General features: G+C 61.8%; 30 protein-coding genes. 19 read left to right on the plus strand and 11 right to left on the minus strand.

All coding sequences use genetic code 11. The annotated features are described in order from the left end of the window. Positions 1–56: 56 nt before the first annotated feature. A complete protein-coding gene (locus VWY34_RS06045) occupies positions 57–404 on the minus strand; it encodes a RidA family protein (protein ID WP_416544629.1) in 348 nt (115 codons plus the stop codon). Between the two features lie 293 nt (positions 405–697). Between VWY34_RS06045 and VWY34_RS06050 the strand changes: the two genes are divergently transcribed. The 5 genes from VWY34_RS06050 to VWY34_RS06070 are packed head-to-tail and all read left to right on the plus strand — an operon-like array spanning position 698 to position 6,585. Continuing rightward, positions 698–1,729 carry a BMP family protein gene (locus VWY34_RS06050; RefSeq protein ID WP_340547357.1) on the plus strand — a complete coding sequence of 344 codons (1,032 nt, stop codon included), beginning with the start codon at positions 698–700 and terminating at the stop codon, positions 1,727–1,729. A gap of 10 nt (positions 1,730–1,739) precedes the next feature. Then, entirely contained in the window at positions 1,740–3,320 is a 1,581-nt protein-coding gene (locus VWY34_RS06055) for an ABC transporter ATP-binding protein (RefSeq protein WP_416544630.1), read from the plus strand. Beyond that, complete coding sequence (locus tag VWY34_RS06060; RefSeq protein ID WP_416544631.1) at positions 3,310–4,359, plus strand: ABC transporter permease; 1,050 nt, start codon at positions 3,310–3,312, stop codon at positions 4,357–4,359. The genes VWY34_RS06055 and VWY34_RS06060 overlap by 11 nt, the downstream gene beginning before the upstream one ends. A gap of 1 nt (position 4,360) precedes the next feature. Then, complete coding sequence (locus VWY34_RS06065) at positions 4,361–5,305, plus strand: ABC transporter permease (RefSeq protein WP_416544632.1); 945 nt, start codon at positions 4,361–4,363, stop codon at positions 5,303–5,305. Next, positions 5,305–6,585 carry an amidohydrolase family protein gene (locus VWY34_RS06070; protein ID WP_416544633.1) on the plus strand — a complete coding sequence of 427 codons (1,281 nt, stop codon included), beginning with the start codon at positions 5,305–5,307 and terminating at the stop codon, positions 6,583–6,585. The genes VWY34_RS06065 and VWY34_RS06070 overlap by 1 nt, the downstream gene beginning before the upstream one ends. Before the next feature lie 6 nt (positions 6,586–6,591). Here VWY34_RS06070 and VWY34_RS06075 read toward each other — a convergent pair whose 3' ends face one another. After that, entirely contained in the window at positions 6,592–7,173 is a 582-nt protein-coding gene (locus VWY34_RS06075) for an exopolysaccharide biosynthesis protein (protein WP_340547362.1), read from the minus strand. Positions 7,174–7,587: 414 nt separating this feature from the next. Between VWY34_RS06075 and VWY34_RS06080 the strand changes: the two genes are divergently transcribed. The 4 genes from VWY34_RS06080 (at position 7,588) to VWY34_RS06095 (ending at position 9,961) form a co-directional block, all read left to right on the plus strand. Then, entirely contained in the window at positions 7,588–7,713 is a 126-nt protein-coding gene (locus tag VWY34_RS06080) for an entericidin A/B family lipoprotein (RefSeq protein WP_072505423.1), read from the plus strand. Positions 7,714–7,925: 212 nt separating this feature from the next. Further along, the gene (locus VWY34_RS06085) at positions 7,926–9,380 is read left to right on the plus strand and encodes a mechanosensitive ion channel family protein (RefSeq protein WP_416544634.1); all 1,455 of its coding nucleotides are present in this window, start codon (positions 7,926–7,928) and stop codon (positions 9,378–9,380) included. 98 nt (positions 9,381–9,478) lie between these two features. Further along, entirely contained in the window at positions 9,479–9,742 is a 264-nt protein-coding gene (locus tag VWY34_RS06090) for a DUF7218 family protein (RefSeq protein WP_340547364.1), read from the plus strand. A gap of 33 nt (positions 9,743–9,775) precedes the next feature. After that, positions 9,776–9,961 (plus strand): PLDc N-terminal domain-containing protein, encoded by a 186-nt coding sequence (locus VWY34_RS06095; protein WP_416536651.1) that lies wholly within the window; start codon positions 9,776–9,778, stop codon positions 9,959–9,961. A 91-nt stretch (positions 9,962–10,052) separates the two neighbouring features. On the opposite strand, the gene VWY34_RS06100 is transcribed toward VWY34_RS06095, so the two are convergent. Both VWY34_RS06100 and VWY34_RS06105 read right to left on the minus strand, forming a co-directional pair. After that, positions 10,053–10,562: a pyridoxamine 5'-phosphate oxidase family protein gene (locus tag VWY34_RS06100; RefSeq protein ID WP_416544635.1), complete on the minus strand. Its 510-nt coding sequence runs from the start codon at positions 10,560–10,562 to the stop codon at positions 10,053–10,055. Between the two features lie 107 nt (positions 10,563–10,669). Then, complete coding sequence (locus tag VWY34_RS06105) at positions 10,670–10,867, minus strand: CsbD family protein (protein WP_340547367.1); 198 nt, start codon at positions 10,865–10,867, stop codon at positions 10,670–10,672. A gap of 263 nt (positions 10,868–11,130) precedes the next feature. Between VWY34_RS06105 and VWY34_RS06110 the strand changes: the two genes are divergently transcribed. The 4 genes from VWY34_RS06110 (at position 11,131) to VWY34_RS06125 (ending at position 13,901) form a co-directional block, all read left to right on the plus strand. Continuing rightward, positions 11,131–11,661, plus strand: a complete 531-nt coding sequence (locus VWY34_RS06110; RefSeq protein ID WP_416544636.1) for a hypothetical protein — start codon at positions 11,131–11,133, stop codon at positions 11,659–11,661. Further along, positions 11,661–12,071 (plus strand): phage holin family protein, encoded by a 411-nt coding sequence (locus VWY34_RS06115; protein ID WP_340547369.1) that lies wholly within the window; start codon positions 11,661–11,663, stop codon positions 12,069–12,071. Before VWY34_RS06110 ends, VWY34_RS06115 begins: the two co-directional genes overlap by 1 nt. Beyond that, positions 12,064–12,816, plus strand: coding sequence for a hypothetical protein (locus VWY34_RS06120; protein WP_416544637.1), 753 nt, complete (start codon positions 12,064–12,066; stop codon positions 12,814–12,816). The genes VWY34_RS06115 and VWY34_RS06120 overlap by 8 nt, the downstream gene beginning before the upstream one ends. Before the next feature lie 62 nt (positions 12,817–12,878). After that, on the plus strand, positions 12,879–13,901 hold the full coding sequence (locus VWY34_RS06125) for an AI-2E family transporter (protein ID WP_340547371.1): 1,023 nt from the start codon (positions 12,879–12,881) through the stop codon (positions 13,899–13,901). A 65-nt stretch (positions 13,902–13,966) separates the two neighbouring features. Here VWY34_RS06125 and VWY34_RS06130 read toward each other — a convergent pair whose 3' ends face one another. Genes VWY34_RS06130 through VWY34_RS06145 form a run of 4 tightly spaced genes read right to left on the minus strand, consistent with a single transcriptional unit; the run spans position 13,967 to position 18,008 of the window. After that, the gene (locus VWY34_RS06130; RefSeq protein WP_416544638.1) at positions 13,967–15,517 is read right to left on the minus strand and encodes a phospholipase D family protein; all 1,551 of its coding nucleotides are present in this window, start codon (positions 15,515–15,517) and stop codon (positions 13,967–13,969) included. After that, positions 15,492–17,216, minus strand: a complete 1,725-nt coding sequence (locus VWY34_RS06135) for a sensor histidine kinase (protein ID WP_416544639.1) — start codon at positions 17,214–17,216, stop codon at positions 15,492–15,494. Before VWY34_RS06135 ends, VWY34_RS06130 begins: the two co-directional genes overlap by 26 nt. Before the next feature lie 55 nt (positions 17,217–17,271). Then, the gene (locus VWY34_RS06140) at positions 17,272–17,817 is read right to left on the minus strand and encodes an RNA polymerase sigma factor (RefSeq protein WP_340547374.1); all 546 of its coding nucleotides are present in this window, start codon (positions 17,815–17,817) and stop codon (positions 17,272–17,274) included. Beyond that, positions 17,817–18,008 (minus strand): NepR family anti-sigma factor, encoded by a 192-nt coding sequence (locus VWY34_RS06145; RefSeq protein WP_416536718.1) that lies wholly within the window; start codon positions 18,006–18,008, stop codon positions 17,817–17,819. The genes VWY34_RS06140 and VWY34_RS06145 overlap by 1 nt, the downstream gene beginning before the upstream one ends. Before the next feature lie 96 nt (positions 18,009–18,104). On the opposite strand from VWY34_RS06145, the gene VWY34_RS06150 reads away from it, so the two are divergent. Then, entirely contained in the window at positions 18,105–18,920 is an 816-nt protein-coding gene (locus VWY34_RS06150; protein WP_340547376.1) for a response regulator, read from the plus strand. A 185-nt stretch (positions 18,921–19,105) separates the two neighbouring features. Here VWY34_RS06150 and VWY34_RS06155 read toward each other — a convergent pair whose 3' ends face one another. After that, the gene (locus VWY34_RS06155) at positions 19,106–19,603 is read right to left on the minus strand and encodes a Dps family protein (protein ID WP_340547377.1); all 498 of its coding nucleotides are present in this window, start codon (positions 19,601–19,603) and stop codon (positions 19,106–19,108) included. Between the two features lie 192 nt (positions 19,604–19,795). Further along, the gene (locus VWY34_RS06160) at positions 19,796–19,960 is read right to left on the minus strand and encodes a DUF1328 domain-containing protein (RefSeq protein WP_340547378.1); all 165 of its coding nucleotides are present in this window, start codon (positions 19,958–19,960) and stop codon (positions 19,796–19,798) included. Positions 19,961–20,079: 119 nt separating this feature from the next. Here VWY34_RS06160 and VWY34_RS06165 point away from each other — a divergent pair, with 119 nt between their 5' ends. Next, positions 20,080–20,394 carry a hypothetical protein gene (locus VWY34_RS06165; RefSeq protein WP_416536643.1) on the plus strand — a complete coding sequence of 105 codons (315 nt, stop codon included), beginning with the start codon at positions 20,080–20,082 and terminating at the stop codon, positions 20,392–20,394. 105 nt (positions 20,395–20,499) lie between these two features. Here the strand turns inward: VWY34_RS06165 and VWY34_RS06170 are convergent, their stop codons facing one another. Further along, positions 20,500–21,372: a MurR/RpiR family transcriptional regulator gene (locus VWY34_RS06170; protein WP_340547380.1), complete on the minus strand. Its 873-nt coding sequence runs from the start codon at positions 21,370–21,372 to the stop codon at positions 20,500–20,502. A 150-nt stretch (positions 21,373–21,522) separates the two neighbouring features. On the opposite strand from VWY34_RS06170, the gene VWY34_RS06175 reads away from it, so the two are divergent. Genes VWY34_RS06175 through VWY34_RS06190 form a run of 4 tightly spaced genes read left to right on the plus strand, consistent with a single transcriptional unit; the run spans position 21,523 to position 25,509 of the window. Further along, on the plus strand, positions 21,523–22,332 hold the full coding sequence (locus VWY34_RS06175; protein ID WP_340547381.1) for an N-formylglutamate amidohydrolase: 810 nt from the start codon (positions 21,523–21,525) through the stop codon (positions 22,330–22,332). Then, a complete protein-coding gene (locus tag VWY34_RS06180; RefSeq protein ID WP_340547382.1) occupies positions 22,325–22,921 on the plus strand; it encodes a TRAP transporter small permease subunit in 597 nt (198 codons plus the stop codon). Before VWY34_RS06175 ends, VWY34_RS06180 begins: the two co-directional genes overlap by 8 nt. Continuing rightward, the gene (locus VWY34_RS06185) at positions 22,921–24,423 is read left to right on the plus strand and encodes a TRAP transporter large permease (RefSeq protein ID WP_340547383.1); all 1,503 of its coding nucleotides are present in this window, start codon (positions 22,921–22,923) and stop codon (positions 24,421–24,423) included. The genes VWY34_RS06180 and VWY34_RS06185 overlap by 1 nt, the downstream gene beginning before the upstream one ends. Positions 24,424–24,474: 51 nt before the next feature. Beyond that, the gene (locus VWY34_RS06190) at positions 24,475–25,509 is read left to right on the plus strand and encodes a TRAP transporter substrate-binding protein (RefSeq protein ID WP_340547384.1); all 1,035 of its coding nucleotides are present in this window, start codon (positions 24,475–24,477) and stop codon (positions 25,507–25,509) included. Positions 25,510–25,529: the final 20 nt, after the last annotated feature.

The following is a 25,529-nucleotide window of genomic DNA, read 5'->3' on the forward strand; positions in this document are numbered from 1 at the left end:
GCCCGATCCCAAAGAAGGCCCCCATCGCTGACGGGGGCCTTTTGCAATTATCAGCCTCAGGCCGCGGCAACGACGATCATCTCCACCAGAAACTCGGGGCGCGCCAGCTTTGCCTCGCCGCAGGCCCGGGCCGGGGTATGCCCCTCGGGCACCCAGGCGTCCCACACCTCGTTCATCGCAGCAAAATCGGCCATGTCAGACAGCCAGATGGTGCATTGCAGGATACGTGATTTGTCGCTGCCCGCCTCTGCCAGCAGCCGGTCGATATTGTCGAGGCAATCCTGCGTCTGCTGCGCGACGCTGGCCCCGGCGGTGCCGACCTGACCGGCCAGATAGATGGTATCGCCATGTTTGACGATCTGGCTCATGCGGGGGCCGGTGTGGCTGCGTTCAATCTGTGTCATGTGATCCTCGTTCGGTGTCGGCCGCGCCGACAGGGCGGGTCCGCACCATGGATACCGCCCCATCGAAAGCAAGGCAATGCGCAGGGCAAGCGGTTCAAATACCGCACAAATTTCGATATCTGAATTCATCCTTGCCCAAAAGAGAAGCGCGCCCCTATAGTTTCCCCTGCGGAACACAGGGCGCGTATTGCCGGGGTCACGACCAGCCCCCTAGCGTCGACACCACGCGGGCATGACCGGCGACGTTCCAAAGAACCTGCACCAACGCAGGGCCATCGACAGGGGGAAATGACATGACACAGACCAAGACCAGCGCGCGGATGTCGCGCCGCCACTTTCTGCTCAGCTGTGCCGCCGGGGCGCTGACCGTCGGGCTTGCCGCCTCGCTGCCGCTTCGGGCCACAGCGGCCGAGCCGATCAAGGTTGCAGGCATCTACACCGTGCCCGTCGAACAGCAATGGGTCAGCCGGATCCATGTTGCCGCCCTCGCCGCAGAGAACCGTGGCGACATCACCTATACGTTTTCCGAAAACACCTCGAACACCGATTATCCGCGCGTGATGCGCGAATATGCCGAACAGGGGCACAAGCTGATCATCGGTGAGATCTTCGGCGTTGAGGCAGAGGCCCGCGAGGTGGCGGCAGATTATCCCGATGTGGCCTTCCTGATGGGCTCTTCCTTCAAGGAGGATCCGGCGCTGCCCAATCTGGCGGTCTTCGACAACTACATTCAGGATGCCTCCTACCTGTCGGGGATTGTGGCCGGGGCCATGTCGGAGAGCGGCAATATCGGCATGGTCGGCGGGTTTCCCATTCCTGAGGTGAACCGCCTGATGCACGCCTTTATGGCGGGTGCGCGGGAGATGAACCCCGATATCAAATTCCAGGTCTCGTTCATCGGCAGCTGGTTCGATCCGCCCAAGGCCAAGGAAACCGCATTCGCCATGATCGAGAACGGTGCCGATATGCTCTATGCGGAACGCTTTGGCGTCTCCGACGCGGCCAAGGAGAAGGGCGTGCTGGCCATTGGCAATGTGATCGACACCCAGAGCGACTATCCTGACACGGTGGCGGCATCGGCGCTGTGGCATTTTGAGCCGACGCTGGATGCGGCCATCGCCAAGGTGCGCGACGGCAGTTTCACCGCTGCCGACTATGGCATCTATTCCTTCATGAAGGAGGGCGGAGCCTCGCTGGCGCCTTTTGGCACCTTTGAGGGCAAGATCCCGCAGGAGGCACTGGATCTGATCGCCAGCCGCAGCGCAGCGATCAAGGATGGCTCTTTTGTGGTGGAGATCAACGACACCGAGCCCGGCTCCTCCTGAGCAGCTGCGCATGACGCCGGACCAGACGGCGCAGGCATCGGGCAGTGGCCCGGTGCTGCGCCTGCAACACATCACCAAGCATTTTGGCAGCGTCACCGCAAATGATGACGTGAGCTTTGACCTTTTTGCAGGCGAGGTGATCGCCCTGCTGGGAGAGAACGGCGCGGGCAAGACCACGCTGATGAATATTCTGTTCGGACAATACACGGCGGACGCTGGCGGCGTGGAACTGTTCGGCACGGCCCTGCCCCCCGGTGCACCGCGCGCCGCGCTGGATGGCGGCGTCGGCATGGTGCATCAGCATTTCACGCTGGCGGATAATCTGACGGTCTGGGAGAATATCACCCTTGGCGTCGAGCCGCTGCTGGGTCTGGGCCTGCGGGCAGGACCGGCAAAGGCCCGTATCCGCGCGCTGGCGGAGCAGTTTCATCTGAAAGTCGATCCCAACGCCAAGGTCTCGCGGCTCACCGTCGGCGAACGCCAGCGGGTGGAAATACTGAAGGCGCTGTACCGCGATGCCCGGATCCTAATTCTGGACGAGCCCACAGCGGTTCTGACACCGCAGGAGACCGATGCGCTGTTTGCCACGCTGCGCGAAGCCATCGCCCGTGGTCTGTCGGTGATCTTCATCTCGCATAAGCTGCATGAGGTGATGGCAATCTCCGACCGCGTGCTGGTGCTGCGCCATGGCCGGCTGGTGGCCGAGCGGCGTACCGCCGAGACCAGCCGTGACGAACTGGCGGCGCTGATGGTGGGGGCAGAAGTGACGCCGGCGGATTTCACCGCCAACGCCCCCGGCCCTGCCTTGTTGCAGCTGCATGAGGTCTCCACCCCCAGCATCGGGGCAACACCCGGATTGCAGCGCGTGTCACTGGAACTGGCGGCGGGTCAGATCACCGGATTGGCCGGGGTGTCCGGCAATGGTCAGGCCGCGCTTTCTGATCTGGTCTCGGGGCTGATCACGCCGCAGTCCGGCAGGCTGACCCTGAACGGCGCCGCCCCGGCAGGCTGGTCCCCGCGTGAGGCGATCAACAGCGGGATCGCCCGCATCCCCGAAGACCGGCACAAGACCGGCACGATTGCCGATTTTGACCTGACCGAAAACGCGATCCTTGAAACCTATGCGACCCGCTTCAGCCGCCGTGGCTGGCTCGACTGGCGGGCCGCGCGTGACTTCGCCAGGACGGTGATCGCAGGCTATGACGTGCGCTGTCCCGGCCCCGACACGCGGATCCGGCTGCTGTCGGGCGGCAATATGCAAAAGCTGATCCTTGGCCGTGTGCTGGAACAGGCCCCGCAGATCATTCTGGCCAACCAGCCGGTGCGCGGGCTGGATATCGGCGCGGTCACCTATGTGCATGAACAATTGGCCAAAGCCTGCGCGCGCGGGGCGGCGGTTCTGCTGATTTCCGAGGATCTGGACGAAATCATGCAGCTTTCCGATGTGATCCATGTGATCAGCGAAGGGCGTCTGAGCCCCGGTTTTGCCCGTGGCAGCAAACAGCCCGAGGAACTGGGCGCCTGGATGGCCGGCCATGGGTTTGACGATCGGTCGGATGCCCCACAGACGGAGGATGGCCATGCGGCTTGAACCGATTGCCGCGCCAAGCTGGCAGCGGCGGCTGCTGCCGCCTGCCCTTGCACTGCTGGCGACATTTGTCATTGCTGCCGCGCTTGCACAGGTCGCCGGGGGGGAACCGCTGTCGATCTTTGGCCTGATCCTGAGCGGGGCATTCGGGTCGAAATTTGCGCTGCTTGAGACCTTGAACCGCGCAACCCCGCTGATTTTCACCGGTCTGGCGGTTGCGGTCGCCTTTCGTGCCAAGCTCTGGAATATCGGAGCCGAGGCGCAGCTCTATGCTGGGGCTGTGATCACCGTTGTTCTGGGCACCGGCGCGCTGAACCTGCCTGCACCGCTGTTGCTGCCCCTGCTTGGTGCGGCGGCTTTGATCGCGGGGGCGGTGCTGCTGCTGGGGCCTGCGCTGCTCAAAACGCGGCTGGGGGTGGATGAGGTGGTCACCACGCTGCTGTTCAACTTCATATTCCTGTTGTTCGTCTCCTACCTGCTGGAAGGGCCGCTAAAGGATCCGATGGGCATGGGCTGGCCAAAATCACCCCGGCTAAGCGCCGACGCGCGGCTGCCCCGGGTGGTGGACGGGCTGCGGCTGCACTGGGGGTTTGCGCTGGCGCTGATTTCAGCGCTGGTGATCTGGGTGATCAACACCCGCACCACGCTGGGCTATGAGATACGCGCAGTTGGCCAGAACGCCGAAGCCGCGCGATTTGCAGGCATTCCGGTCACAAAGGTGATCCTGAAAACCGCGCTGTTGTCCGGCGGGCTGGCCGGGCTGGCGGGCTATTCAGAGGTGGCCGGCCTCAAGGGGGCGCTGACGCTCGATCTCAGCCCCGGTTTTGGCTACACGGGCATCGTTGTGGCCATGCTGGCGCTGCTGCATCCGATTGGCGTGGTTTTTGCAGCGCTGTTTGTCGCCGCGATCTTTGTCGGAGCGGACAGTATGAGCCGCGCCGCAGGTGTTCCCAGCTATCTGGCCGATATCATGCTGGCCTCGGCTCTGCTGCTGATGGTGATGGCGATCCTGCTCAGCAAATTCCGGCTGCGGAGGGACTGAGATGGACATTCTCGAAATCCTGCTTTCCGCCAGCTTCTGGGCCGCTGCGATCCGCATCGCCTCGCCGCTGATCTTTGCCACGCTGGGGGAGCTGATCTGCGAACGGGCCGGCGTGCTCAATCTCGGGATCGAGGGGATCATGGTCGCGGGTGCCTTCTCCGGCTGGATCGCGGTCTGGGCCGGGCTGCCCCTTTGGGGCGGGGTTGGTGTGGCGCTGCTGACCGGCATGGCCTTTGGCCTGCTGCATGCGACGCTCAGCGTGCCTTTCGGGCTGTCGCAGCATGTGGTGGGCATCGGGCTGACACTGCTGGCGACGTCGCTGACCTTCTACACCTACCGCGTGGTGCTGCCGGAGGTGTCCTCGCCCCCCAAGATCGAGGCGTTTCAGCCCTATGAAATCCCGCTGCTGTCGGATCTGCCGCTGATCGGCCCGGCCCTGTTTTCACAGACGCCGCTGACCTATGCCGCCTTCGTGCTGGCGGCGCTCTGTGCCTATGTGCTCTACCGAACGCCGCTGGGGCTGGCGGTGCGCGCGGCGGGTGAGAACCCATCGGCAGTGGCCGCACAGGGGCTGTCAGTGACCGCGATCCGCATGGGGGCGGTGGTGGTGGGCAGCGGCCTGATGGCGGTGGGAGGCGCGTTCCTGACGCTTTCGGCCTTTGACAGTTTCTTTTTCGATATGGTGAACGGGCGCGGCTGGATCTGCATTGCGCTGGTGGTCTTTGGCGCGTGGCGACCGGGCAAGGCAGTGTTGGGCGCCATCCTCTTTGCCGCCTTTGATGCCTTGCAGATCCGCCTGCAACAGACCGGGATCGGCGCGGTCGTGCCCTACCAGCTGTTCCTGATGATGCCCTATATTCTGTCGATACTGGCGTTGGTCGTGATGTCGCGCCGCGCCGAGGTGCCTGCCGCATTGATGGTGCCATTCAACAAGGGAGAAAGATGATGTTGGATCTGTTGATCAAGGGCGGCACGCTGCCCGATGGCTCGGTCGCGGATATCGGCATCACCGGTGACATCATCACCGAGGTGGCGCCGTCCATTGACGCGGCGGCCAGAGAAACCATCGAGGCCAGCGGCGATCTGGTCACGCCCCCCTTTGTCGATCCGCATTTCCACATGGATGCGACGCTCTCCTACGGGCTGCCGCGGGTCAATTCCTCTGGCACACTCCTGGAGGGGATCAGCCTTTGGGGAGAGCTGCGCGAGGAGGCCAGTGTCGAGGATATGGTCAGCCGCGCCCTGACCTATTGCGACTGGGCGGCCAGCATGGGGCTGCTGGCGATCCGCACCCATGTCGATACCACGCCCGACCACCTGCGGGGCGTGACCGCGATGCTGGAGGTCCGCGAGGCGGTCAAGGAGTACATCGACCTGCAATTGGTCGCCTTTCCGCAGGATGGGTTGTACCGGGCGCCAAATGGTCGCGATAACCTGATCCGCGCGCTGGATATGGGCGTCGATGTGGTGGGCGGCATTCCGCATTTCGAACGCAGTATGCAGGATGGTGCGGAGTCTCTGGGCGATCTATGCAAGATCGCTGCGGATCGTGGGTTGCAGGTCGACATCCATTGTGACGAAACCGATGATCCGCTGTCGCGACACATCGAGACACTGGCGCAGGAGACGCTGCGCCACGGCTTGCAGGGGCGCGTGGTCGGCAGCCATCTCACCTCCATGCACTCGATGGACAACTACTACGTCTCCAAGCTGTTGCCGCTGATTGCCGAAGCCGGGATTGCCGCCATCCCCAATCCACTGATCAACATCGTCTTGCAAGGTCGCCACGACAGCTTTCCCAAGCGGCGCGGCCTGACCCGCGTGAAGGAATTGCTGGCCCATGGCGTAACGGTGGGCTGGGGGCAGGATTGCGTACTGGATCCCTGGTATAGCCTTGGCACCGGCGACATGCTGGACGTGGCTTTCATGGGGATGCATGTGGCGCAGATGACCCACCCGGACGAGATGGCGCAGTGTTTCACCATGGTGACCGAGAACAATGCCGCGATCATGGGGCTGGACGGCTATGGGCTGAAGAAAGGCGATCGCGCCTCGTTGGTGGTGCTGGATGCGGCGACCCCGACCGAGGCACTGCGCCTGCGGCCTGCCCGTCTGGCAGTGGTGGCAAAGGGCAAGGTGATCAGCCGCAGCGCGCGCGGCGATGCTGCGCTGTCGCTGCCCGGTCGCCCTGCACAGGTCCGGCGCCGCCACACCCTGCCGGGCTGATCCCCGTCATAGCAGCAGGTAAGGCAGGCCGGCGCCGGCCACCGCCAGCAGCGCCAGCGCCACCAGCATTACCAGCCCGTCGCGGGTCAGCATCGCGACGGCAAGGCTGCTGACCACCGCCCCCAGAGTGGAAGAGCTGAAGGGCACCAGTTCAAGAAACGGCATCGCCAGCCCAGAGAGGGCGCACAGGATACGCGGCACTGTGACAAAGGGCTGGCGCAGCAGGATCTTCACCCGCGCCTCGGTATGGCGATCGAGAAATCGGGCCATCCGGCGCATAGGCCCCAGCACCCTGCGCGCCCGCTCCGAGGAGATCCGCTGTCGGCGGAGCCAATCCGGCAGCCACAGGTGATCCCGGCCAAGCGCCATTTGCCCGGCGATGAGAAAGATCAGCAGCCCGCAGACAGTCGAGAACAGCGGCACGCCACTGAGCGGCGACACCACCGCCATCGCGGGCAGCAACAGGGTCGCCGCCATCGAGGAATGGCCAAGATCCTCGACAACCTCGGCAACGCTGATGCTGTCCTCTTCCAGCAATTCGGTCGTCGCCTCGATTATCTCGCCGACGGGATGGTCCTGCGCTGTCATTGTGATCTGCCTCCTGTCTGGCCTGCGGTGCGCGCTTCGGCGCTCTGTCCGACCTGTCACGCCTCGGGTTCCGTGTCTGTTCTGTGTCTCTGGAGAGCAAACGTTTCGACGCGCCTGCGGTTCCAGCGAGCGCCGGACAATGCGCACGACAACACCGCTCGCTCCCGAGGCAGGTCAGGTGTTTTTCTTTGACTGCCAGCAGCTTCGGCGGGAACCGATCCGGCAGCAGAGGCGTTAGCCCAGCGCAACCCCGTGACGAGACGGGGCAGGCCCCGCCAGATCGGGGCCACCCGGGGCCGCGACTGGGCTTTGCCCGCGCCCCATACTCCGCCGGTGCGACACCGGCCCCGACTTTCGGGACTGATACTTGGATCTGACACCGGCGTTCGCGCCGCGAAACAAAAGGAATTTGACATGCGACTGATTATTGCCGCTCTTGCCCTGGCCGGTCTGGCTGCCTGCGAAACAACCGAGGGCTTTGGCCGTGACGTCTCCGACCTTGGCGACGCGATCACCGAGGAATCTCAGGAAGCACAGTAAAGCGCCGCCCGATTCATGCCCCGTCAGACCAGTTCTGGCGGGGTTTTTCTGTCCGATCCCGCGCGCATCCGGATATTGCGGTGCTGATGGCGGTCGGCGGTTGACGTTCCCCGTAACTCGAAGAACCATTGCAGCGCGATCAATGGCCTGACGGGTATTACAACCAGCGGGCCACGCGCCCCTTTCCGATGCGTTCCAGACCGAGGATGCCAATGCCCCACCGCCCTGCCCGCCGCTCCCCCCATCCCGTCGGCACCGCCGCCCGGCCCCTGGCCCGGGCATTCCGTCAATCCCGGCTTGCGCTGCTTCTGAGTGTCATGGCGCTGACATTCTGCCTGTTGCTGCCGCATCCCGGCGCCGCTCAGGCGACCAGCGATCCGGTGCAGACCGACAGCGCAATCCAGCTCGATAGCAAAGCTGCCCCGGACGCCCAGATCCGCCGCAGGATTGTCCAGCTGCTGGGAGAAATCGACGGCTTCGACAAGGTGAGGGTCTCTGTGTCAAGTGGCGTTGTGACCCTGTCGGGCGAGGTTCTGGACAATCCGCGCCAGACCCAGCTGACCACGATGGTCGAACGCATTGACGGTGTCGTGGCGATCGAAAACCGGACCGCGATCAATGGGCGGCTTGATGAGCGGCTCGACTCGGCCTTTTCCCGGCTGAAGGAGCGGACCCGAAATATCATTGCCAATGCACCGATTTTCTTTGTCGCGATGCTGGTTTTCGTGATGATTTCCGCCTTCGGCTGGCTGCTGACGACGCGGCTGCGGATCTGGAAGCGTCTGGCGCCAAACTCCTTTATCGCGGAGGTCTATAGCGGTGTGGCGCGCATTGCCTTTATCGTCCTGGGGCTGGTGGTGGCGCTGGATATCCTCAACGCAACAGCGCTGCTGGGGGCCGTATTGGGGGCCGCGGGTGTTGCTGGTCTGGCGGTTGGTTTTGCGGTGCGCGACACGGTGGAGAATTTCATCGCCTCTATCCTGCTCAGCCTGCGGCAACCGTTTCGACCGAATGATTTTGTCGAGATTGCAGGCGATATGGGGACCGTTGCCCGGCTGACCTCACGCGCAACCATCCTGATCTCACCCGAAGGCAACCATATCCGCATCCCCAATGCGACCGTCTTCAAGGGCCGGATCGTCAACTACACCCGCGATGCCAACCGGCGGTTCGAGTTTGAACTGGGTGTTGATGCCGACGCCGATCTGGCCGCGGCCCTGTCGACGGCGGTTGATGCCCTGCAATCGCTGCCCTTTGTCCTGCGGGATCCATCGGTTGGTGCCTGGGTCAAGGAGGTTGGCGATTCAAATGTGATCCTGACCTTCACCGGCTGGGTCGATCAGACCCAGAGTAGTTTTCAAAAAGCCCGTGGCGAGGCCATTCGGATTGCCAAGACCGCGCTGGAAAGCAATGGGTTTGGCCTGCCGGAGCCGATCTACCGCCTGCGTGTTGATGCTCGGGACGCCGCGAGCCTGCTACCCGTGGCCCAGCAGCAATCGCAGAAGGCCCCGGCACCTAAACCTGCCGCCGCCCCGGCCGAGACCCCCCTGCCGGCAGCGTCGGATCCAGCCCGTGTCGAGGACGCCAATGAGGAGGCCGCCGCCCGCGAACGCAACGCCCCCGATGGTGGCGGCGACCTGCTGAGCGACGGGCCGAACGCGGAGTGATAACGCCAATCGCCACGGCCAGATGGCAATGCGGCAATATGGGAGGGCGGAACAAATTATTCAGGTTCTGCGTTGCGCTTGGAAAAGAGGAGCACCCCATGGCCGACGACCACAGCGCATCCATCAAGAAGGAAGACACCTATGAGGCCCTGCGCGACAAGGGCTATGGCAAGTCGAAGGCTGCCGCCATAGCCAACGCGCAGGCAAATGATGACATGTCCCCATCTGAAAAGGGCGGTAAGGCGCCCCCATATGAGGACTGGACCAAAGACGAGCTGATGGACCGCGCCCGCGAGCTGGATATCGACGGACGCTCGACTATGAACAAGGACGCGCTGATCGAGGCGCTGCGCAGCGCCTGACCGCGCCCATACGCCAACAAGGAGAGATTATATATGGTAGAATATGCTGGCATCGGCGGGCTGATCGTCCTGCTGCTATCCATCTGGGCAATCGTGTCGATTGTCGGGTCCAACGCAGGCACCGGCAAGAAAGTCATCTGGGTTGTTTTCGTGCTGATCCTGCCGATCCTTGGCTTCATCTGCTGGCTGCTCTTCGGCCCCCGCGCGCGAAGGGCATAAACACATCTGACCGAAGCCTGAAACGTTAAAAAATGGCGCTGCCCCAACACGGGACAGCGCCATTTTTCGTGATCGCGCGACGTGCTGACGATCAGGTATTGATCTGAAGCACGTGGTGCACGCCGACATCCGGATGGCCCTCGGTCTCGCTCAGGCTGGCGCGCAGCAGCTTCAGGCCGACCAGAACGGCGTTGCCCTGCGAGGCCCAGACCGCTGCTTCACGCGGGGTCATCTTGAGCAATGTCACCTTTGGGTCGTCACGGCCCTTTTCAAACCAGGCGCCGACGGCAAAGCTCCACAACTCGTCGAGCTTATCGGGGTCATTGGTGACCTCCAGCGGTCCGCGCACGCTTGCGTGATAATCCTGACCGTCGGAGACAAGGGTCAACTGGGCGTCGGCACCAAGGCCGATTGCCCGGACCAGATCGCTGTCGGAGGAGCTGATGAACCAGATCGCGCCATTCTCTGCATCCGCGAAATGCGTCATCGGCTGCGGATGCTGGTCGCTGTCACGCACAGCCAGCATCGAAGTGCGGCGTTTCTCCAGCTGGTGCCACAGTTGAGAGATCGCCTCCTGCTGGGTTTCGGTCTGTCGTGCCATGTCAAAACTCCTTTCGTCTCAATTCGATAGGCGGGGTCAGAGTGTCACCCCGCGCAGTTTGCGGCCGCCTGTCCGGCAGCCAAACCACCGGACATCAGATGGAGGGGTCAGACTGAGGCGAAGAACTTATCCAGTTCGCGCTCAGCTTCTTCGCGGGCCTTGCCATATTTCGTTTGCAACAGGCCAAGCAGCTGTTCGCGGTCGCCCTTGGCCTTCTCGACATCATCATCTGTCAAATCGCCATAGGCCTCATGGAATTTGCCCTTCAGGGTTGCCCAGTTCCCTTTGATCTGTTGCTCGTTCATGTCTTGGCTCCTGTCATTTGGGTATCGTCGCCTAGTCAACGTGCCGGTATCGGCTTGGTTCCCCGAAATCTCAGCGGGTGCGCTATCGCCGATCGCGAGGACTGCTCTGGAGTCCGCGTCCCAGAGGGCGCTGCCATATCGGCGTTCATGATCGCGCGTTGGGCACCGCGAGGTGGAACAGACAGAAGTCCAGAGAGATCGGGAACCAACCGTCGCAGGCCGCGTTGGGACCACAAGCCATCCAAACAGAACGGGAGAGGCACATGACCGATCAACACACGACTTCACGCCACATCGAGCGCGCCAAGACACATGCGACGGAACTCGCGGAACAGGCGCAGGAGACGCTGCGCAGCGAGGCCAGAGCACGCGCGGAGCAAGCCCAGAGCAAAGCCGCAGGTGAGGCCGCCGCCGTTGCGCGTGCTGCTGATGCCGCTGCCTCCGAGCTGCCGCAAGGCTCGCTTCAGGCTCAGGCCGCCCAGCAGCTGGCTCAGGGGCTGGAGCAGGTTGCGGATACCATCCGGACAGCCGATCTGGAAAAAGTACTGCGCGATACCGGCGCTTTTGCCCGCAAGAACCCGATGCTGTTTCTGGGGGGGGCTGCGCTTCTCGGCTTTGCCGCAACCCGGTTCCTGAAGTCGACAGCGCCGGACGCCACGTCGGACCGCGCCGTCGCCGATGACGCGACAGGCGACCCATGGACCGCCTATGAGGCCGGTGACGGCTCCCCGGCCAGCGACAGTGACTACAGCCGTGGCGGCATGACGCAGAGCCCGACGCGGAGGGTTTCGTGATGGAAGATCAGAACACCTCTGCCAGCCCGTCACAGGCGCCGGGACTGCTGGTGACCGTGCTCAAACAGATGTCGCAGCTGGTTCAGGACGAGTTGCGACTGGCGCGGGCAGAACTGTCGCGCAACCTGTCGCGCGCCGGTGTTGCCATCGCGATGATCGCGGTGGGTGCCGTGCTGGCCATTGTGGGGCTGCATGTCCTTGCAGCCGCGCTTGTCGCCGCGATCACCGCTATGGGCCTTAGCGTCGGGACCGCCGCGCTGATCGTCGGCGGGCCGTTGATCGCCCTTGCCGTGGGGCTGGTTATGCTGGGCGTCAACCGCCTGTCACCCTCAGCCCTTATGCCGGATCGCAGCCTGCGGAACGTGCAACGCGACCTCAAGACCTTGAAGGAGACCACACGCCATGTCTGATGATACCGATCTGACCGAGCTTGAGACCGAAATCGCCCGTGACCGGGTGGCGCTGTCCAAATCCCTCGACACATTGGCGGCGAGCCTGTCGCCGGAGCGCATCGCGACGGAAGTTTCTGCAACCGCATCGCAATATGGCGGTGAGATTTCGCAGCAGCTGTGGTCGACCGCGCGTGCCAACCCGGCCGCGCTGGCGCTCGTCGGCACCGGCATCGCGCTGCTGATGTCGGGAGCCGGCAAGCGACGTGATCCGGAAGGACAGGCGCAACCGGCGGGACCGGTGACCGCTTCGACCAGCGCTGAGATGGCTCACGTGCCCAGCCCCGATGCGGGCCAGCGCAAAAGCCCCAGCGCCAGGCGTCTGCGTGCGGCGCTGGACCACGGGCTGGACAAACTGCCTCCCAAAGCGCGCAAGCAGGTGCGAAAGGCACGTCTTTCCGCGATCCAAATCCAGGAAGAACTGGAACGCAGAGCCGCAAAGCTCAGCCGCGCGTCGCAGGATGGCATCGCGGCGCAGCCACTGGTCGCCGGCGGTCTCGCCTTTGGTCTTGGCGCGATTGTCGCGGCCCTTCTGCCGCAAACCCGGCAGGAAGATGAACTGCTGGGCGACAAACGCGACGCCCTGATGGCTGAGGCGCGCGACACCCTGCAACAGGAGTTACGCAAGCTGGCCAACAAAGGCGAGGCCGCGCTGCACGACCAGCTCAGCCAAGGCCGCGAGGCGCTGGAAGCCTCTCTGAACTGACGCTAACCTCCCCTCTGGCCCGACCGGGCCGGAGGGTTTTCTCTCAGACAAGGCCATTCGCCATGCTCAATTCGATGCTGTCCGACCGTGCGGCGCGCATGATGCTGCTCATTCTGACGGCACTTGCCCTCGGCCTTGCACTCTATGTATCCAAACCGATCCTTGCGCCCATCATATTTGCCGTGGTGGTGGGGATTGTCGTCTCACCCATTGCCGACCGGCTACAGGGCATTGGCGTGGCCCGCGTGATCGTCGCGAGCAGCCTTCTGCTGTTCTCCTGCGCCATCATCGTGCTGCTGTTCCTGTCGCTGGAGCCCCTGATCTCGGGCGTTGTTGAAGATCTCCCCAAAATCAAACGTGAAATCAAAAGCTGGGTCTACATGATGTCCGGCCTCCTGCGCGGCATCGAAGCCATCAGCCAGGAGATTGAACAAACCGTCGGAACACGCGGCGCCGAGGCGGATGTGGCCAGCGGGTTTCCGACGCTGATGGATGCGCTCTGGGTGGCGCCCAACTTTGGTGCGCAGGTGTTTATCTTCATCGGCACGCTGTTCTTCTTCGTGCTGACACGTACGGATATCTATGCTGCTGCGGGGGCATTGGGCAAACGGCTCTACCGCGCGGAACATGAGGTGGCGCGCTACTTCGCTGCTGTGACGATCGTCAACGCAGGGCTTGGTGTCGCCACCGCAATCGGCCTTGCCGTGATCGGCATCGACAGCGCGCTGATCTGGGGGCTGGCAGCCATGCTGCTGAACTTCATCCTGTATCTCGGCCCGTTGATGATGATCACCGGCCTGACATTCGTCGGGATGACCCAGCTTGGCGGTGCGGCGGCGCTGCTGCCGCCGGCATTGTTCCTTGGGCTGAACCTTATCGAGGCGCAGTTTGTCACCCCGGCTTTTGTCGGTCATCAGCTGCATCTGAGCCCGCTGGTGGTGTTTCTCGCGATTGTCTTTGGCCTGTGGATCTGGGGTCCGGTGGGCGCGATCGTGGCGCTGCCGACGTTGCTGTGGGCCGGTCAGTTGCTGCGCGCCTCCTCAGAGGCACGCCGGTCACAAGGCCCCGATACCCAGCCAAGTTGAGCCAGACCACCTGGCCGCCGCCTGCGCGCCCCAGTCGCGCCATCAGGCCCTGTCATCCCGTCGGGTCAGACCACATCCTCGGTCGCGCCCGGAAGGGGCTGCTGAAGATCGGCCATTTTGTCCGGATCATGGGGCACCAGAAAGCCGTTGCGCGACTCCGGCAGGCGCAGGCCATTGCGTGCGACCTCTGCGCGCCACCAGTCCGACGCTGTCTCCAGCCTGCGCGCCTCATCCGGCATCTGGCCCTGATCCCACCAGTGGTTGCACATCGCGCGCCAGGTTTCGGCCACGCGGTCCTTGCGGGTGATGCGCAGCGCCACCTCAGTGTCCCAGCGCATCGACCGCCCGTTCATGTTCGCAGACCCGACCATCGCAAAACTATCGTCAACAATCAGCACCTTGCTGTGCACATAGATCACCGGTGAGCCTGCCAGCACCGAGGGCGCTTCGCGATCGGCCAGGATCGGCTGTACCGGGCTGGCGATGGTCGCGCGGCTGCCAAAAGCTGCTTGCAATGTGTCCAGCGCCTGCCCCTGTAAGGCCATACCATAGCGCGCATCCAGATCCCGGTTGCCCTCAAAAGCCACATCATCGGGCAGCGCGGGCAGCACCAGAATAAGAGAGAGGTCCGGGTTGCGTCTGGCGGCAGCGGCGAGCCCGTCGGCCAGTACGCTGGAGCGCAGAAACTGGGTTTCGAGATAGATCAGATGTTCAGCGCGTTCGAAGGCGGCGAGATAATCCTCTTCGATCTCGCGCAATACCGTGCGGGGGGACAGCGCCCAGAATCCGAAACGACGCGGCGCGGAAATCGTCCGGCGGATCAATTTGCCTTCGGGCGGGTGTTCCTTGCCCGCGACATAGCGTTGAAAATGCCGCAAATGCTGCGCGGCCTCGCGGGCCTCGGGGCCGCTGACCAGCACCTGGACATCCGCCCAGGTCTGCTGTGACGGCTCATCATGCTCCAGCGTATCGCGGCGGCGCTCGTTGAGATCCAGCCCGCCGACATAGAGTAGGGTTTCGTCGATCACCGCCAGTTTCTGATGGTGGGTGACCGGGCGCACTTCGGGAAGAAGACCATCGTCGGGGGTATCGGACAGGCCACGACTGGGGAACCCGGTGGCGCCTGCTGGTCCGGTTGGCCTGCGGTCCGAGATCTTGTTCTTCTTCATCTTGATGAACGGGCCAAAGGCCAACCGTGGCAACAGACCTGCCCGCGCCGGATGCAGCGCGCCCTCGACATGAAGGTCACCGACCGGATCATCGGTCGCGCGGCGCGCGAGGCGCACGGCGATTTCCTGCGCCTGCGCAACGGTGCGTTTGGTTTTCTGATGCAGTTCCTGGCCCATCACCGGGTCGAAATCGCTGACAACCAGATGAAAATGGACACCTCGGGCAACCACATGTTCGACCAAATCCGCCCATGTCTCGCCGATGGCGCGCGCCTCGTCGCTCAGCAATGCGGTAGAGAAGTCGAAGATACGGAAACTGGCACGCACCTCTGTTTTGGCGCTGAGCACCGCCCGCTCAAACGCAGGCCATGCCTCGGCAGCGGTCACCAGAACCTCAAAGACCTCTGGATCCGTCGCCGCGTCATCCTGTGTTTCGCAGGTCGGCATTGTCGTTCGCACCCCTTTTTTCCGCAAGCCCCTGTGCCGCCGTGTCGTCGCTATGCGGAAAGACGACCTCATAGGTAAATTCTGTTTCTGTTTCCGTCGTCTTGGCCTCACCCTCGAGCTGTGCGACGAAGGCCTTGATGAGCCGGGCGCCGAGCCCGCTGGTGAACTGGCGCTCTTCGCTTTCGGCCCCGTTCTGCGGGCCGAGCGCGTTGCGGATGGTAAGACGACAGTAGCCGCCCTGCTGTTCGGCAAAGGAGACACCAACAACGCGTCGCCCGTCGCCGTCTACACCCGCAAATCTGACAGCATTGGTGAGCGTTTCGGCCACCAGCATCGACAGATTCACCGCATCGTCCTGATTAAGCTGGACCGAGGCCAGATCGGTTTCGATGGCGACAGCGCCGTCGCGCCCATGCGACAGGGAGGCAATCTCCTTGGCCAGAGCCGTAATAAGCTCGGCCGCATCCACGGTGGTGACATCTGGATTGGTGTTCAGGGACCGGTGAATCGCCGCCAGCCCACGCACCCGGCGCTGAAGCTGGGCAAGCACGTTGCGCGCCTCGTCAGAGCGCGCCGATCTTGCCTGCATGTTCATGATCGAGGCGATGAGCTGGAGGTTGTTCTTTACCCGGTGATGCACCTCGCGCAGGAGCACGGTTTTCTCGCGCAGGTCGATCTCCCGGCGTTCTTCGGCCTTGCTGAGGATCATCACCATGCGGTTAAAGGACTGCTGGGCCTCGGCAAATTCGCGCGGCGGGTTCAGCAGATCCAGCTGGGCCTGTTTCCGCTCGCCTAGCGCATAGCGCCGCATGGCTGCGCGCAGGTCACTGAGATGGCGGATAACAAGACGATGCAGGCCAAATACGCCGACGACCATGCCTGCGAGCCACATCAACACCGGAAAGGCCAGGGTGAAGGCCCAGCCGCCCATGCCTGTTGCCATCTGCGCCTGTGCAGCTGGCCAGCTTCCCACAACGGCGACCTGGCCCGGAACGATGTCGCTCACCGCGAAGAACCGTTCTTCCTGGGATTTTGACGTTGCAAAGAACGTGTCGCCAGACCGCCTGATCAGATCCGACTGCGCGGGTGTCTGGGGCAGCATCAACCCGGCCTGAGGCAGCGGCTCCGAAGAGGACAGGATATCGCCGTCCCGATCAATTGTGGCAAAACGGATGCCTTCCAGTTGCCAGCTCTCGGTGAAAAACGCGCTGGTCAATCTTTTCGGAATGGCGAGGGTCAGATAGCCGACGATTTCGCCACCTTCGCGAACCGGCGTTGTCAATGAGAGTTCGAAATCCCCATTTCCATCAAGGCTGCGCCCCACCCCATAGGTCAGCGCGCCGCGCGCGACCGCTTTTGCAAAAAAAGCTGTTTCGGCGATCGCGGCGCCCACATCCTTGGAACTGCAGACCGGCTGCCCCTCGGGCGTGACAAGGCCTGCAAAGGAATAGGTCGGCTGCGCTTTTACAAAGGTGGCCAGGGCGAGATTGCAGGCTGCGGGCTGATTGCGCAGCGGCAGGGTGGTCGCCGCCAGGGCGTCAGCGGCGCCGCTGGTGCGTTGCAACAGCTCCCGCTCTCCCATGGCGGCCCGTTCGGTGCGGGCAAGAATGGCCATCCGGGACAGGCGCGCGGCCTCATCTATCACCGTATAGGTCTGATAGATGGCAATCATGCCCAATGGCAGCAATGCCAAGGTCATGAGAGCGGCGAGCCGAAAAAACAGCCCGCCAGCCAGTGCCCGCCCCAGTTTCATATCAGGCCACGCTTTGCTGCGACACGATGCCTGCAGTTACCGTGTCGGTCAGCTCCAGCGGCTCGTTTTCGCTCAGATTCATCAGCTCGGCCAACCGCGCCCGGCCTCTGTTCACCCGGCTCTTGATCGTGCCGACCTTGACGCCGCAGGTTTCTGCGGCCTCCTCATAAGAGAACCCGCCGGCGCCAACCAGGATCAGCGCCTCGCGCTGTTCATCGTTCAGCTGTTCGAAAGCTTTGTTGAAATCGCGCATGTTCAGGCGCCCGTCATGATCAGGTTTCTGCGAAAGCTGCTCGGACAGGACGCCATCGCCGTCCTCCACCTCGCGGCGGCGTTTACGGCGTAGAGAGTAATACGTGTTGCGCAGGATCGTAAAGAGCCAGGCCCGCATATTGGAGCCTTCCTCGAATTTGTCGATATTGGTCCAGGCTTTCACCAAGGTATCCTGCACCAGATCATCGGCCATGGCCGTATTCCGGGTCAGACTGATGGCGAACGCACGCATGGCACCAAGGTGGTCCACCAGCTCGTCTCTGGGATCGCCCATCAGGAGTCATCCTCATCACGATTTGCGCTTTTGATCGGCGCTGCGCCCTTGGCTTTCAGCTGGTCGAGAAGATTTGCGAACCGGTCGGGGATGGGCTCCGACGCAAGCGTATCAAACGCCTTTTTCAGGTTGCTGTCGATCTCTCGCTCGATCGCGTCGCCGCGTTTTTCTGTTGCCTTGTGCTTTTCCATACGATCCAACTATATTTTTTTACGCACACTCTGGAACCAAACGCAGTGACCAGACGTATGGTTCCATATGTATTCAGAAAAAAAGGGACATATCAAATGACCGCCCCGACAGGAGAAATTCTTGCTAATCAGATCGGGTCTAACCTGCCGTTCCTGCGCCGTTATGCGCGGGCGCTGACAGGTAGCCAGACCAGCGGTGACACCTATGCCCTTGCAACTCTGGAGGCGATCCTGGCCGAGCCGGACCGCTATGAGGCTGAGCTGAAAGCAAAGGTGGCTTTGTTCCGCGCTTTCCATGTTATCTGGAGTTCCAGCGGTGCCCCGGTTGAGCTGGATATGCCCGACAGCGGGCTGGAGACCCAGGCGCAGAAGCATCTGCGTGCGCTTACCCCAAATACCCGCGAGGCGCTTCTGCTTCACACGATTGAGGATTTCAGCACCGCAGAGGTGGCGCAGATCATGGAAATCGGCGCCGATGAAGCAAGTGAACTGGTGAAGATCGCCTATCAGGAGATGTCGAAATCCACATCGGGTCGCATCATGATCATCGAGGATGAGGCGATCATTTCGATGGATCTTGAAGGGATCGTCAGCGAAATGGGACATCGGGTGACCGGCATTGCCCGGACTGAAGATGCCGCGCTGAAACTCGCAAGGGAAGAGACACCGGATCTGATCCTGTCGGATATCCAGCTTGCGGATAACTCCAGCGGCATTGATGCGGTGAACAAGATCCTTGAAAATCATTTTGACTGCCCCGTGATCTTTATCACTGCCTTCCCCGAAAGGCTGCTGACCGGCGAAGGGCCGGAACCTGCCTTCCTGATTTCGAAGCCCTATACCGAGGATCAGGTTCGCTCGGCGGTCAGCCAGGCGATGTTCTTCTCCTCGACCGAGACGTTGAAGGCCTAAACCAGGCGCAAACCTGTTTTGATCAAATAGCCGCCTGTGATCAGGCGGCTATTTTTGTGTCTGGACGGCAGTTGCGGATGTTTTCCACTCTTTCGCTTGAGATCGCCGCCGCGCCGGGATCACCGCCGCGCGCGTCTCTCGTGCCGGATCACCCTGTCAGGCGGCGCCCAAGCTTTCGTCAGGCCTCAGCCCTTGGCGATGGCGCGCAGCATCCAGGCGGCCTGCTCGTGAAAGGCGGAGCGCGCCGTCGCCAGATCCTCGGTAACGATATCCTTGCGATCGCCCGCCAACTCGGCCAGCGCATGAAGGCGGTGCGCGACGCGTTCATGACAATGAGCGAGATCCTCAACCATATCCGCAGCCGTCAGCGAGCCGGTTTTGTCTTCAAGCTTCGAACGGCTGACGATATCGGCAAGGCTCGACGGCGCCAGATGCCCCAGCGCGCGGATCCGTTCCGCCAGCTCGTCGGTCGCTGCAAACATATTCTCATACTGCTCTTCGGTCAGCTTATGGACCGAGTAAAAGGCCGGCCCTTCGACGTTCCAGTGATAGGCATGGGTCTTGAACACGAGGCGATAGGTATCGGCCAGCACATCGGCCAGCCCGCTGGCGATCACCGAGGTGTCACGGACACCGGTGCTAACGTCATCACGGCTGGGCACAACTGAAAGCGCTTCGCTCATCTCATCATCTCCTTTGTCTGTGTCGGTCTCGCCACCCCAACGTGTGCTCCTGACAGAGGTTCCCATATTTCTCGCCGGTGTCAGACCTTCTCACCGATGTCAGACGCGCAGGCGCCGGGGACAGATGAACAACGAAAATGGGCGGACGCCACAGCATCCGCCCCTTATCGCTTTCGCATTGTCGTCTCCACGCTATCTGCCCTTTACCACCCGAACCACCATGGCGATGGCAAAGAGTACAAGGAACACGAAGAACAAAATCTGCGCGATCCCGGCAGAGGCAGACGCCACACCGCCAAAGCCGAAGAGGCCAGCGATGACTGCGACAACAAAGAATAGCAAAGCCCAGTAGAGCATGGTCCTCTCCTTCATATCATGTCGTGCTGTGATACCGTCCCAACTCAGACCGCGCGGCGATGGTTCCATGGAACTTTCGCGGCTCGGCGCACGTTGAGTGGTGGAAAGGAGACTTCATCATGGCTGCAACTCAGACACAGACTGAACCGAAGAAATCGACCGCTGCGCGACGCAAGCAGGACACCCTCACAGAGGCTTCCCAGCCGATTGCGGCAAAAGCCAAAGAAGTTGGCGAACAGCTGGAGGATATGGCGGTACGCAATGCTCAGGCGGTCCGTGAGATGGCGGCCGAGGGTGCAAAAACCGCGTCCCAGACCGTCAATGAGCTTGCCTCCCAGAGTGAGGAATTCGTGAAGAAGAATCCGGCGCTTGCCGTAGCTGGCGCGCTGGGGCTGGGCGTGCTGATCGGCCTTGCGGTCCGCAACCGCTACTGAAACACTTAAATTCCGAGATACAAAAAAGGGAGGCCAGCGGCCTCCCTTTTTTGTATCTGTTGGACACGTTTCTCTGACTATGAACAACCACGGCTGCGAGGGGATTCAGGTGAATTTGCGAAACAGCCGCGTGGTGTCGAAGATTGTATCGAGTTTCTCGTATCGCGCGCGCGTCTCGTCCCAGCGCTCCTCCTGTGCGGCCGAGATCATCGCCTCCAGCAGCATCATGGTTGAGATGTTTGAGTCCCAGGCCGAGGGGATTTCCACCCAGCAATTGAAGGTATGCGCCGCCACAGATCCGATGGGGCTGGACCATTGGTCGGTGATCAAGATCACCCGCACCCCCCGTTCCGAGGCCAGTTCGGCCAGCCGTTGCAGGTTGGTCTCATAGCGGCGTACGTCGAACATCAGCAGAGTGTCGCCTTCCACCATATCCAGCACGTAATGCGGCCAGGTCGCCGAGGAGGAGGTCATATGTGTGACCCGCTGGCGAATGGCCTGAAAATGCGTGAAGGCATAATCCGCAAGCGCACGGGTGATGCGCCCGCCAACCACATAGAGCCGACCCTCAGTATCGGCCAGCTGCCGGACCGCCGCATCGAACTGCTCTGAATCGACGTTGGAAAAGGTCTGACTGAGGTTGTCGGTCACCGCCTGTGCAAATCTGTTCAGAAGATGCCCCTCCGGCGCCTCCGACGCCCAGTTGGCCCGGCGCTGGGTCGGGCCGGATCCCTTTGCCTCCAGCTCTTTCAGCAGGGCCTGATGGAACTGCGGATATCCTTTGAAACCAAGCTTCTGCACCATTCGCGCCACGGTGGGTGTCGACACATCGGCATTGGCGGCAACAATGGTGATAGAGGCCAGACCAGCCGCCGGATAATTGGCCAGCAGGGCATTTGCGAATTTGCGCTCTGCTTGGGTCAGGGTTGCATATTGCTCCCGGATGAGTTCGCGCACGGTGGCGGGCGGTTTTGTCACTGTCCGGCTATCCCTCTGGTTTGCCTACAATTTATGCACTACCCCAAAGACAGGGCCATCCCCGACACGAGGGGATCAAACTGATGCTGAAAATATATTGACACAAAAAGTCGTACGTGAAAACATTTTTCCAAAATCAGGGAGTGCCCAATGTCACTGAGCGATTCCAACGCTCCATCTGCCGCCGCACCGGAACTGCCCAATGAGGCAGTAGAGATCTGGAATGCAGCGGGCACCGGCGATGTGCTGGTGCTGTGCGAACATGCCAGCAACCACATTCCGGCGCGGTATGAGGGGCTTGGCCTGTCGGAGGATGACCGCGCCAGCCATGCCGCCTGGGATCCCGGCGCATTGGCGGTGGCCAAGGGTCTATCGGTGGCTCTGGACGCGCCGCTGGTCGCAAGCCGGGTGTCGCGGCTGGTCTATGACTGCAACCGCCCGCCCGAAGCTGCCAGTGCCATGCCCGCGAAATCGGAACTGATCGAAGTCCCCGGCAACCGTGATCTGGATGCGGCGGCGCGGGCCGAACGGGTCGACAGCGTCTACACCCCCTTCTGCGCGGCCGTGGCGCAGGTGATCGCTGATCGCAGGGCCGCAGGCCGCGAGACGATGCTGGTGACGGTCCATAGCTTTACCCCGATCTTTTACGGCACCCCGCGCAGCGTCGAAATCGGCATCCTGCACGATGCGGACAGCCGCTTGGCCGATGCGATGCTGGAGGCCGCCCCGGCCCTGCCCGACCGCCAGATCGAGCGCAACGCGCCTTATGGCCCGCAGGACGGTGTCACACATTCGCTGGTGCTGCATGGTCAGAACAATGGTTTGGCCAATGTGATGATCGAAGTGCGTAACGATCTGTTGCAGACCCCGGAACAGGAAGCCGCCATGACAGACGAATTGCTGTGTCTGCTGCGCCCGGCCCTGAGCGCGCTGACCAGTAAGGAGGCAGCCAATGCCTAGTGCCATCAAGAGCTATGTACGCGCCATCGACGCGATGAACCGCGTGATTGGCCGTTTCGCCATGTATCTGATCTTTGTGCTGGTTGGGGTGCTTCTGTGGTCCTCGGTGTCAAAGACCTTTTTCAACCCGTCACTCTGGACGCTGGAGACCGCGCAGTTTGTCATGGTCGCCTACTATATTCTGGGTGGTCCCTACTCGATCCAGATGGGCAGCAATGTACGGATGGATCTGTTCTATGGCGCATGGTCGCTCAAGACCAAGGCCATGGTCGATGCCGTCACCGTGCTGTTCCTGATGTTCTACCTGGGGATCCTGTTTTATGGCGCCGTCAGCTCCACCGCCTATTCGCTGGGGTATTTCGGGCTGGAGCCGTTTCAGTTCTTCGGAGAGCTGCTGACAATCCTTGTGAGCGAAGGCGTCGATGCCGCCAGCGCCAAACTCGGCTATCTGGAACGCAGTTCCACCGCGTGGCGCCCCTTCATGTGGCCGATCAAAACCATCCTCTGTTTCGGCGTCTTTCTGATGCTGCTGCAATGCCTTGCTGAATTGTTCCGTGATCTCGGACGCCTTCGCGGAGACGACTTCTAATGTCCTATGAACTCATCGCCATTATGATGTTTGCCGGCATGATGCTGATGCTGATGACCGGTCAGCGTGTGTTTGGCGCAATCGGTTTCGTCGGCGCTGTGGCCGGTCTGCTGCTCTGGGGCACTGGCGGCAGTGAAATCCCCTTCTCCGCGGCCATGAAGCTGATGAAATGGTATCCTCTGCTCACGCTGCCAATGTTCATCTTCATGGGGTACGTGCTGTCGGAATCGAAGATCGCAGATGATCTCTACCGGATGTTTCACGTGTGGATGGGACCGGTCAAAGGCGGACTGGCGATTGGTACCATTGGTCTGATGGTCCTGATCTCGGCGATGAACGGTCTGTCCGTGGCTGGTATGGCCATCGGCGCCACCATCGCCCTGCCCGAGCTTTTGCGCCGTGGCTATGACAAGACGCTGGTCACCGGCACCATTCAGGCCGGTTCCTCCCTGGGCATTCTGGTGCCGCCCTCCGTCGTGCTGGTGCTCTATGCGATGATCGCGCGCCAGCCGGTTGGTCAGCTCTGGCTCGCCGGTGTTGTTCCGGGTCTGTTGATGGCGGCCATGTTCATCATCTACATCTATCTGCGCGCCCGGATGCAGCCCGAACTCGGCCCCGCCATGAGCCCCGAGGATCTCGCCGAATATGAGCGAATCAGCGATCATCCGCTGCGCCTGAACTACATCGTTCTGGCCCTTCTGGTGCTGGTGCCGCTGGTGGTCAAGATGGGCATCATCGAGGCAAAACCCGCAATGGGCGTGGCTCTTGCCGGTGCTGTTCTGGCCTTTGTCACCAGAGGCGTTCCGATCTTCTATCATGATGTCTTCATGAAGGAAAAATACCGCCTGCTGTTCTCCGGCGTGCTGCCCTTGGCGATCTTTGCCGCGATGATGGTTCCCTTTGTGAATGGCTGGACCTCGCTGGTGGAAAGCTCCGCCATTGGTGCGATGACCGCCTTTGTCGCGGCCATTCTCAAAGGTCGGATGAACAAGGAGGTGTTTGAAACGTCGGTGCGCTCCACCCTGGGGATTTCCTGCATGTTCATGTGGATCATCCTCGCCGCGCTTGGCTTTGGCGCAATTTTTGATGGTCTGGGCGCGGTGAAGGCGATCGAGGATCTGTTCACCACGCAGCTGGGTCTCAGCCCCTGGATGATCCTGATCCTGATGCAGCTGAGCTTTATCGTGATGGGCACCTTCCTTGATGACACCGCGATGCTGGTGATCGTGGCGCCGCTTTATGTGCCGCTTGTGGGGGCGCTGGGGTTTGATCTGATCTGGTACGGTGTGCTTTATACCATCACCACCCAGATCGCCTATATGACGCCGCCCTTTGGCTACAACCTGTTCCTGATGCGGGCGATGGCGCCACCGGAAATCGGGCTGAAAGACATCTACGTCTCAATCATCCCCTTTGCCGCTGTCATGGTGGTCGCACTCGCCCTGGTGATGATGTTCCCGCAGATTGCCCTGTGGCTGCCGGACTATGTTTACGGAAAATAACCCTCAGAAGAGCTCCGCAAGGGGGCCGGACATTCAACATGGAGAAGAGACATGACGACAAGACGTAAGTTTATACAGACCGCCGGTGTCGGCGCCCTGGCCGCACCGCTGGCCACACCTGCGCTGGCTCAGTCGAAAATCACCTGGCGTATGCAGACCTATGCCGGTGCGGCACTGGCCGAGCATGTGGTGAAACCCGCCATCGACATGTTCAACAAGATCGCAGGCGACCGCATGCAGATCGAGCTCTACTATGCCGACCAGCTGGTCCCCACCGGCGAGCTGTTCCGCGCCATGCAGCGCGGCACGATCGACGCGGTGCAGTCGGATGACGACTCGATGGCCTCGCCCACCGAAGTCACCGTCTTTGGCGGCTATTTCCCCTTCGCCTCGCGCTACTCGCTCGATGTGCCTGTGCTGTTCAACCAATATGGTCTGAACGAGATCTGGGACGAGGAATACTCCAAGGTCGGCGTCAAGCATATCTCGGCAGGCGCATGGGACCCCTGCCATTTCGCCACCAAGGATCCGATCAACTCGCTGGCCGACCTCAATGGGAAACGCGTCTTCACCTTCCCGACCGCCGGCCGTTTCCTGAGCCAGTTCGGCGTGGTGCCGGTCACCCTGCCGTGGGAAGACATCGAAGTTGCCATGCAGACTGGCGAGCTGGACGGCATCGCCTGGTCCGGCATCACCGAGGATTACACCGTCGGCTGGGCGGATGTGACCAACTACTTCCTGACCAACAACATCTCCGGCGCCTGGGCTGGCTCTTTCTTTGCCAACCAGGGCCGCTGGAACGAGCTGCCCGAAGACCTGCAGACCCTGTTCCGTGTCTGCTGTGATCAGTCGCATTATTATCGCCAGTGGTGGTACTGGGGTGGCGAAGCCTCCTTGCGCGTGAACGGCGACAAGATGAAACTGACCACGATTCCGGACAACGAATGGCAGCAGGTCGAAGACGCCGCCGTCAAATTCTGGGACGAGATCGCCGCCGAAAGCCCGACCAAAGCGCGCGTTGTCGAGATCATCAAGAAGTACAACGCCGACATGCAGAAGGCCGGCCGCCCCTATCGCTACGGCTAAAAGGCTGCCACAGAAAACCG

This window comes from Phaeobacter sp. JH20_02, assembly GCF_048056915.1.
Taxonomy (GTDB): Bacteria; Pseudomonadota; Alphaproteobacteria; order Rhodobacterales; family Rhodobacteraceae; genus Phaeobacter; species Phaeobacter bryozoorum.

Excerpts from the sequence above, each read along its gene's own strand:
- VWY34_RS06045 (WP_416544629.1), bottom strand. The coding sequence starts at position 404 with ATGACACAGATTGAACGCAGCCACACCGGCCCCCGCATGAGCCAGATC.
- VWY34_RS06050 (WP_340547357.1), top strand. The coding sequence starts at position 698 with ATGACACAGACCAAGACCAGCGCGCGGATGTCGCGCCGCCACTTTCTG.
- VWY34_RS06055 (WP_416544630.1), top strand. The coding sequence starts at position 1,740 with ATGACGCCGGACCAGACGGCGCAGGCATCGGGCAGTGGCCCGGTGCTG.
- VWY34_RS06060 (WP_416544631.1), top strand. The coding sequence starts at position 3,310 with ATGCGGCTTGAACCGATTGCCGCGCCAAGCTGGCAGCGGCGGCTGCTG.
- VWY34_RS06065 (WP_416544632.1), top strand. The coding sequence starts at position 4,361 with ATGGACATTCTCGAAATCCTGCTTTCCGCCAGCTTCTGGGCCGCTGCG.
- VWY34_RS06070 (WP_416544633.1), top strand. The coding sequence starts at position 5,305 with ATGTTGGATCTGTTGATCAAGGGCGGCACGCTGCCCGATGGCTCGGTC.
- VWY34_RS06075 (WP_340547362.1), bottom strand. The coding sequence starts at position 7,173 with ATGACAGCGCAGGACCATCCCGTCGGCGAGATAATCGAGGCGACGACC.
- VWY34_RS06080 (WP_072505423.1), top strand. The coding sequence starts at position 7,588 with ATGCGACTGATTATTGCCGCTCTTGCCCTGGCCGGTCTGGCTGCCTGC.
- VWY34_RS06085 (WP_416544634.1), top strand. The coding sequence starts at position 7,926 with ATGCCCCACCGCCCTGCCCGCCGCTCCCCCCATCCCGTCGGCACCGCC.
- VWY34_RS06090 (WP_340547364.1), top strand. The coding sequence starts at position 9,479 with ATGGCCGACGACCACAGCGCATCCATCAAGAAGGAAGACACCTATGAG.
- VWY34_RS06095 (WP_416536651.1), top strand. The coding sequence starts at position 9,776 with ATGGTAGAATATGCTGGCATCGGCGGGCTGATCGTCCTGCTGCTATCC.
- VWY34_RS06100 (WP_416544635.1), bottom strand. The coding sequence starts at position 10,562 with ATGGCACGACAGACCGAAACCCAGCAGGAGGCGATCTCTCAACTGTGG.
- VWY34_RS06105 (WP_340547367.1), bottom strand. The coding sequence starts at position 10,867 with ATGAACGAGCAACAGATCAAAGGGAACTGGGCAACCCTGAAGGGCAAA.
- VWY34_RS06110 (WP_416544636.1), top strand. The coding sequence starts at position 11,131 with ATGACCGATCAACACACGACTTCACGCCACATCGAGCGCGCCAAGACA.
- VWY34_RS06115 (WP_340547369.1), top strand. The coding sequence starts at position 11,661 with ATGGAAGATCAGAACACCTCTGCCAGCCCGTCACAGGCGCCGGGACTG.
- VWY34_RS06120 (WP_416544637.1), top strand. The coding sequence starts at position 12,064 with ATGTCTGATGATACCGATCTGACCGAGCTTGAGACCGAAATCGCCCGT.
- VWY34_RS06125 (WP_340547371.1), top strand. The coding sequence starts at position 12,879 with ATGCTCAATTCGATGCTGTCCGACCGTGCGGCGCGCATGATGCTGCTC.
- VWY34_RS06130 (WP_416544638.1), bottom strand. The coding sequence starts at position 15,517 with ATGCCGACCTGCGAAACACAGGATGACGCGGCGACGGATCCAGAGGTC.
- VWY34_RS06135 (WP_416544639.1), bottom strand. The coding sequence starts at position 17,216 with ATGACCTTGGCATTGCTGCCATTGGGCATGATTGCCATCTATCAGACC.
- VWY34_RS06140 (WP_340547374.1), bottom strand. The coding sequence starts at position 17,817 with ATGGGCGATCCCAGAGACGAGCTGGTGGACCACCTTGGTGCCATGCGT.
- VWY34_RS06145 (WP_416536718.1), bottom strand. The coding sequence starts at position 18,008 with ATGGAAAAGCACAAGGCAACAGAAAAACGCGGCGACGCGATCGAGCGA.
- VWY34_RS06150 (WP_340547376.1), top strand. The coding sequence starts at position 18,105 with ATGACCGCCCCGACAGGAGAAATTCTTGCTAATCAGATCGGGTCTAAC.
- VWY34_RS06155 (WP_340547377.1), bottom strand. The coding sequence starts at position 19,603 with ATGAGCGAAGCGCTTTCAGTTGTGCCCAGCCGTGATGACGTTAGCACC.
- VWY34_RS06160 (WP_340547378.1), bottom strand. The coding sequence starts at position 19,960 with ATGCTCTACTGGGCTTTGCTATTCTTTGTTGTCGCAGTCATCGCTGGC.
- VWY34_RS06165 (WP_416536643.1), top strand. The coding sequence starts at position 20,080 with ATGGCTGCAACTCAGACACAGACTGAACCGAAGAAATCGACCGCTGCG.
- VWY34_RS06175 (WP_340547381.1), top strand. The coding sequence starts at position 21,523 with ATGTCACTGAGCGATTCCAACGCTCCATCTGCCGCCGCACCGGAACTG.
- VWY34_RS06180 (WP_340547382.1), top strand. The coding sequence starts at position 22,325 with ATGCCTAGTGCCATCAAGAGCTATGTACGCGCCATCGACGCGATGAAC.
- VWY34_RS06185 (WP_340547383.1), top strand. The coding sequence starts at position 22,921 with ATGTCCTATGAACTCATCGCCATTATGATGTTTGCCGGCATGATGCTG.
- VWY34_RS06190 (WP_340547384.1), top strand. The coding sequence starts at position 24,475 with ATGACGACAAGACGTAAGTTTATACAGACCGCCGGTGTCGGCGCCCTG.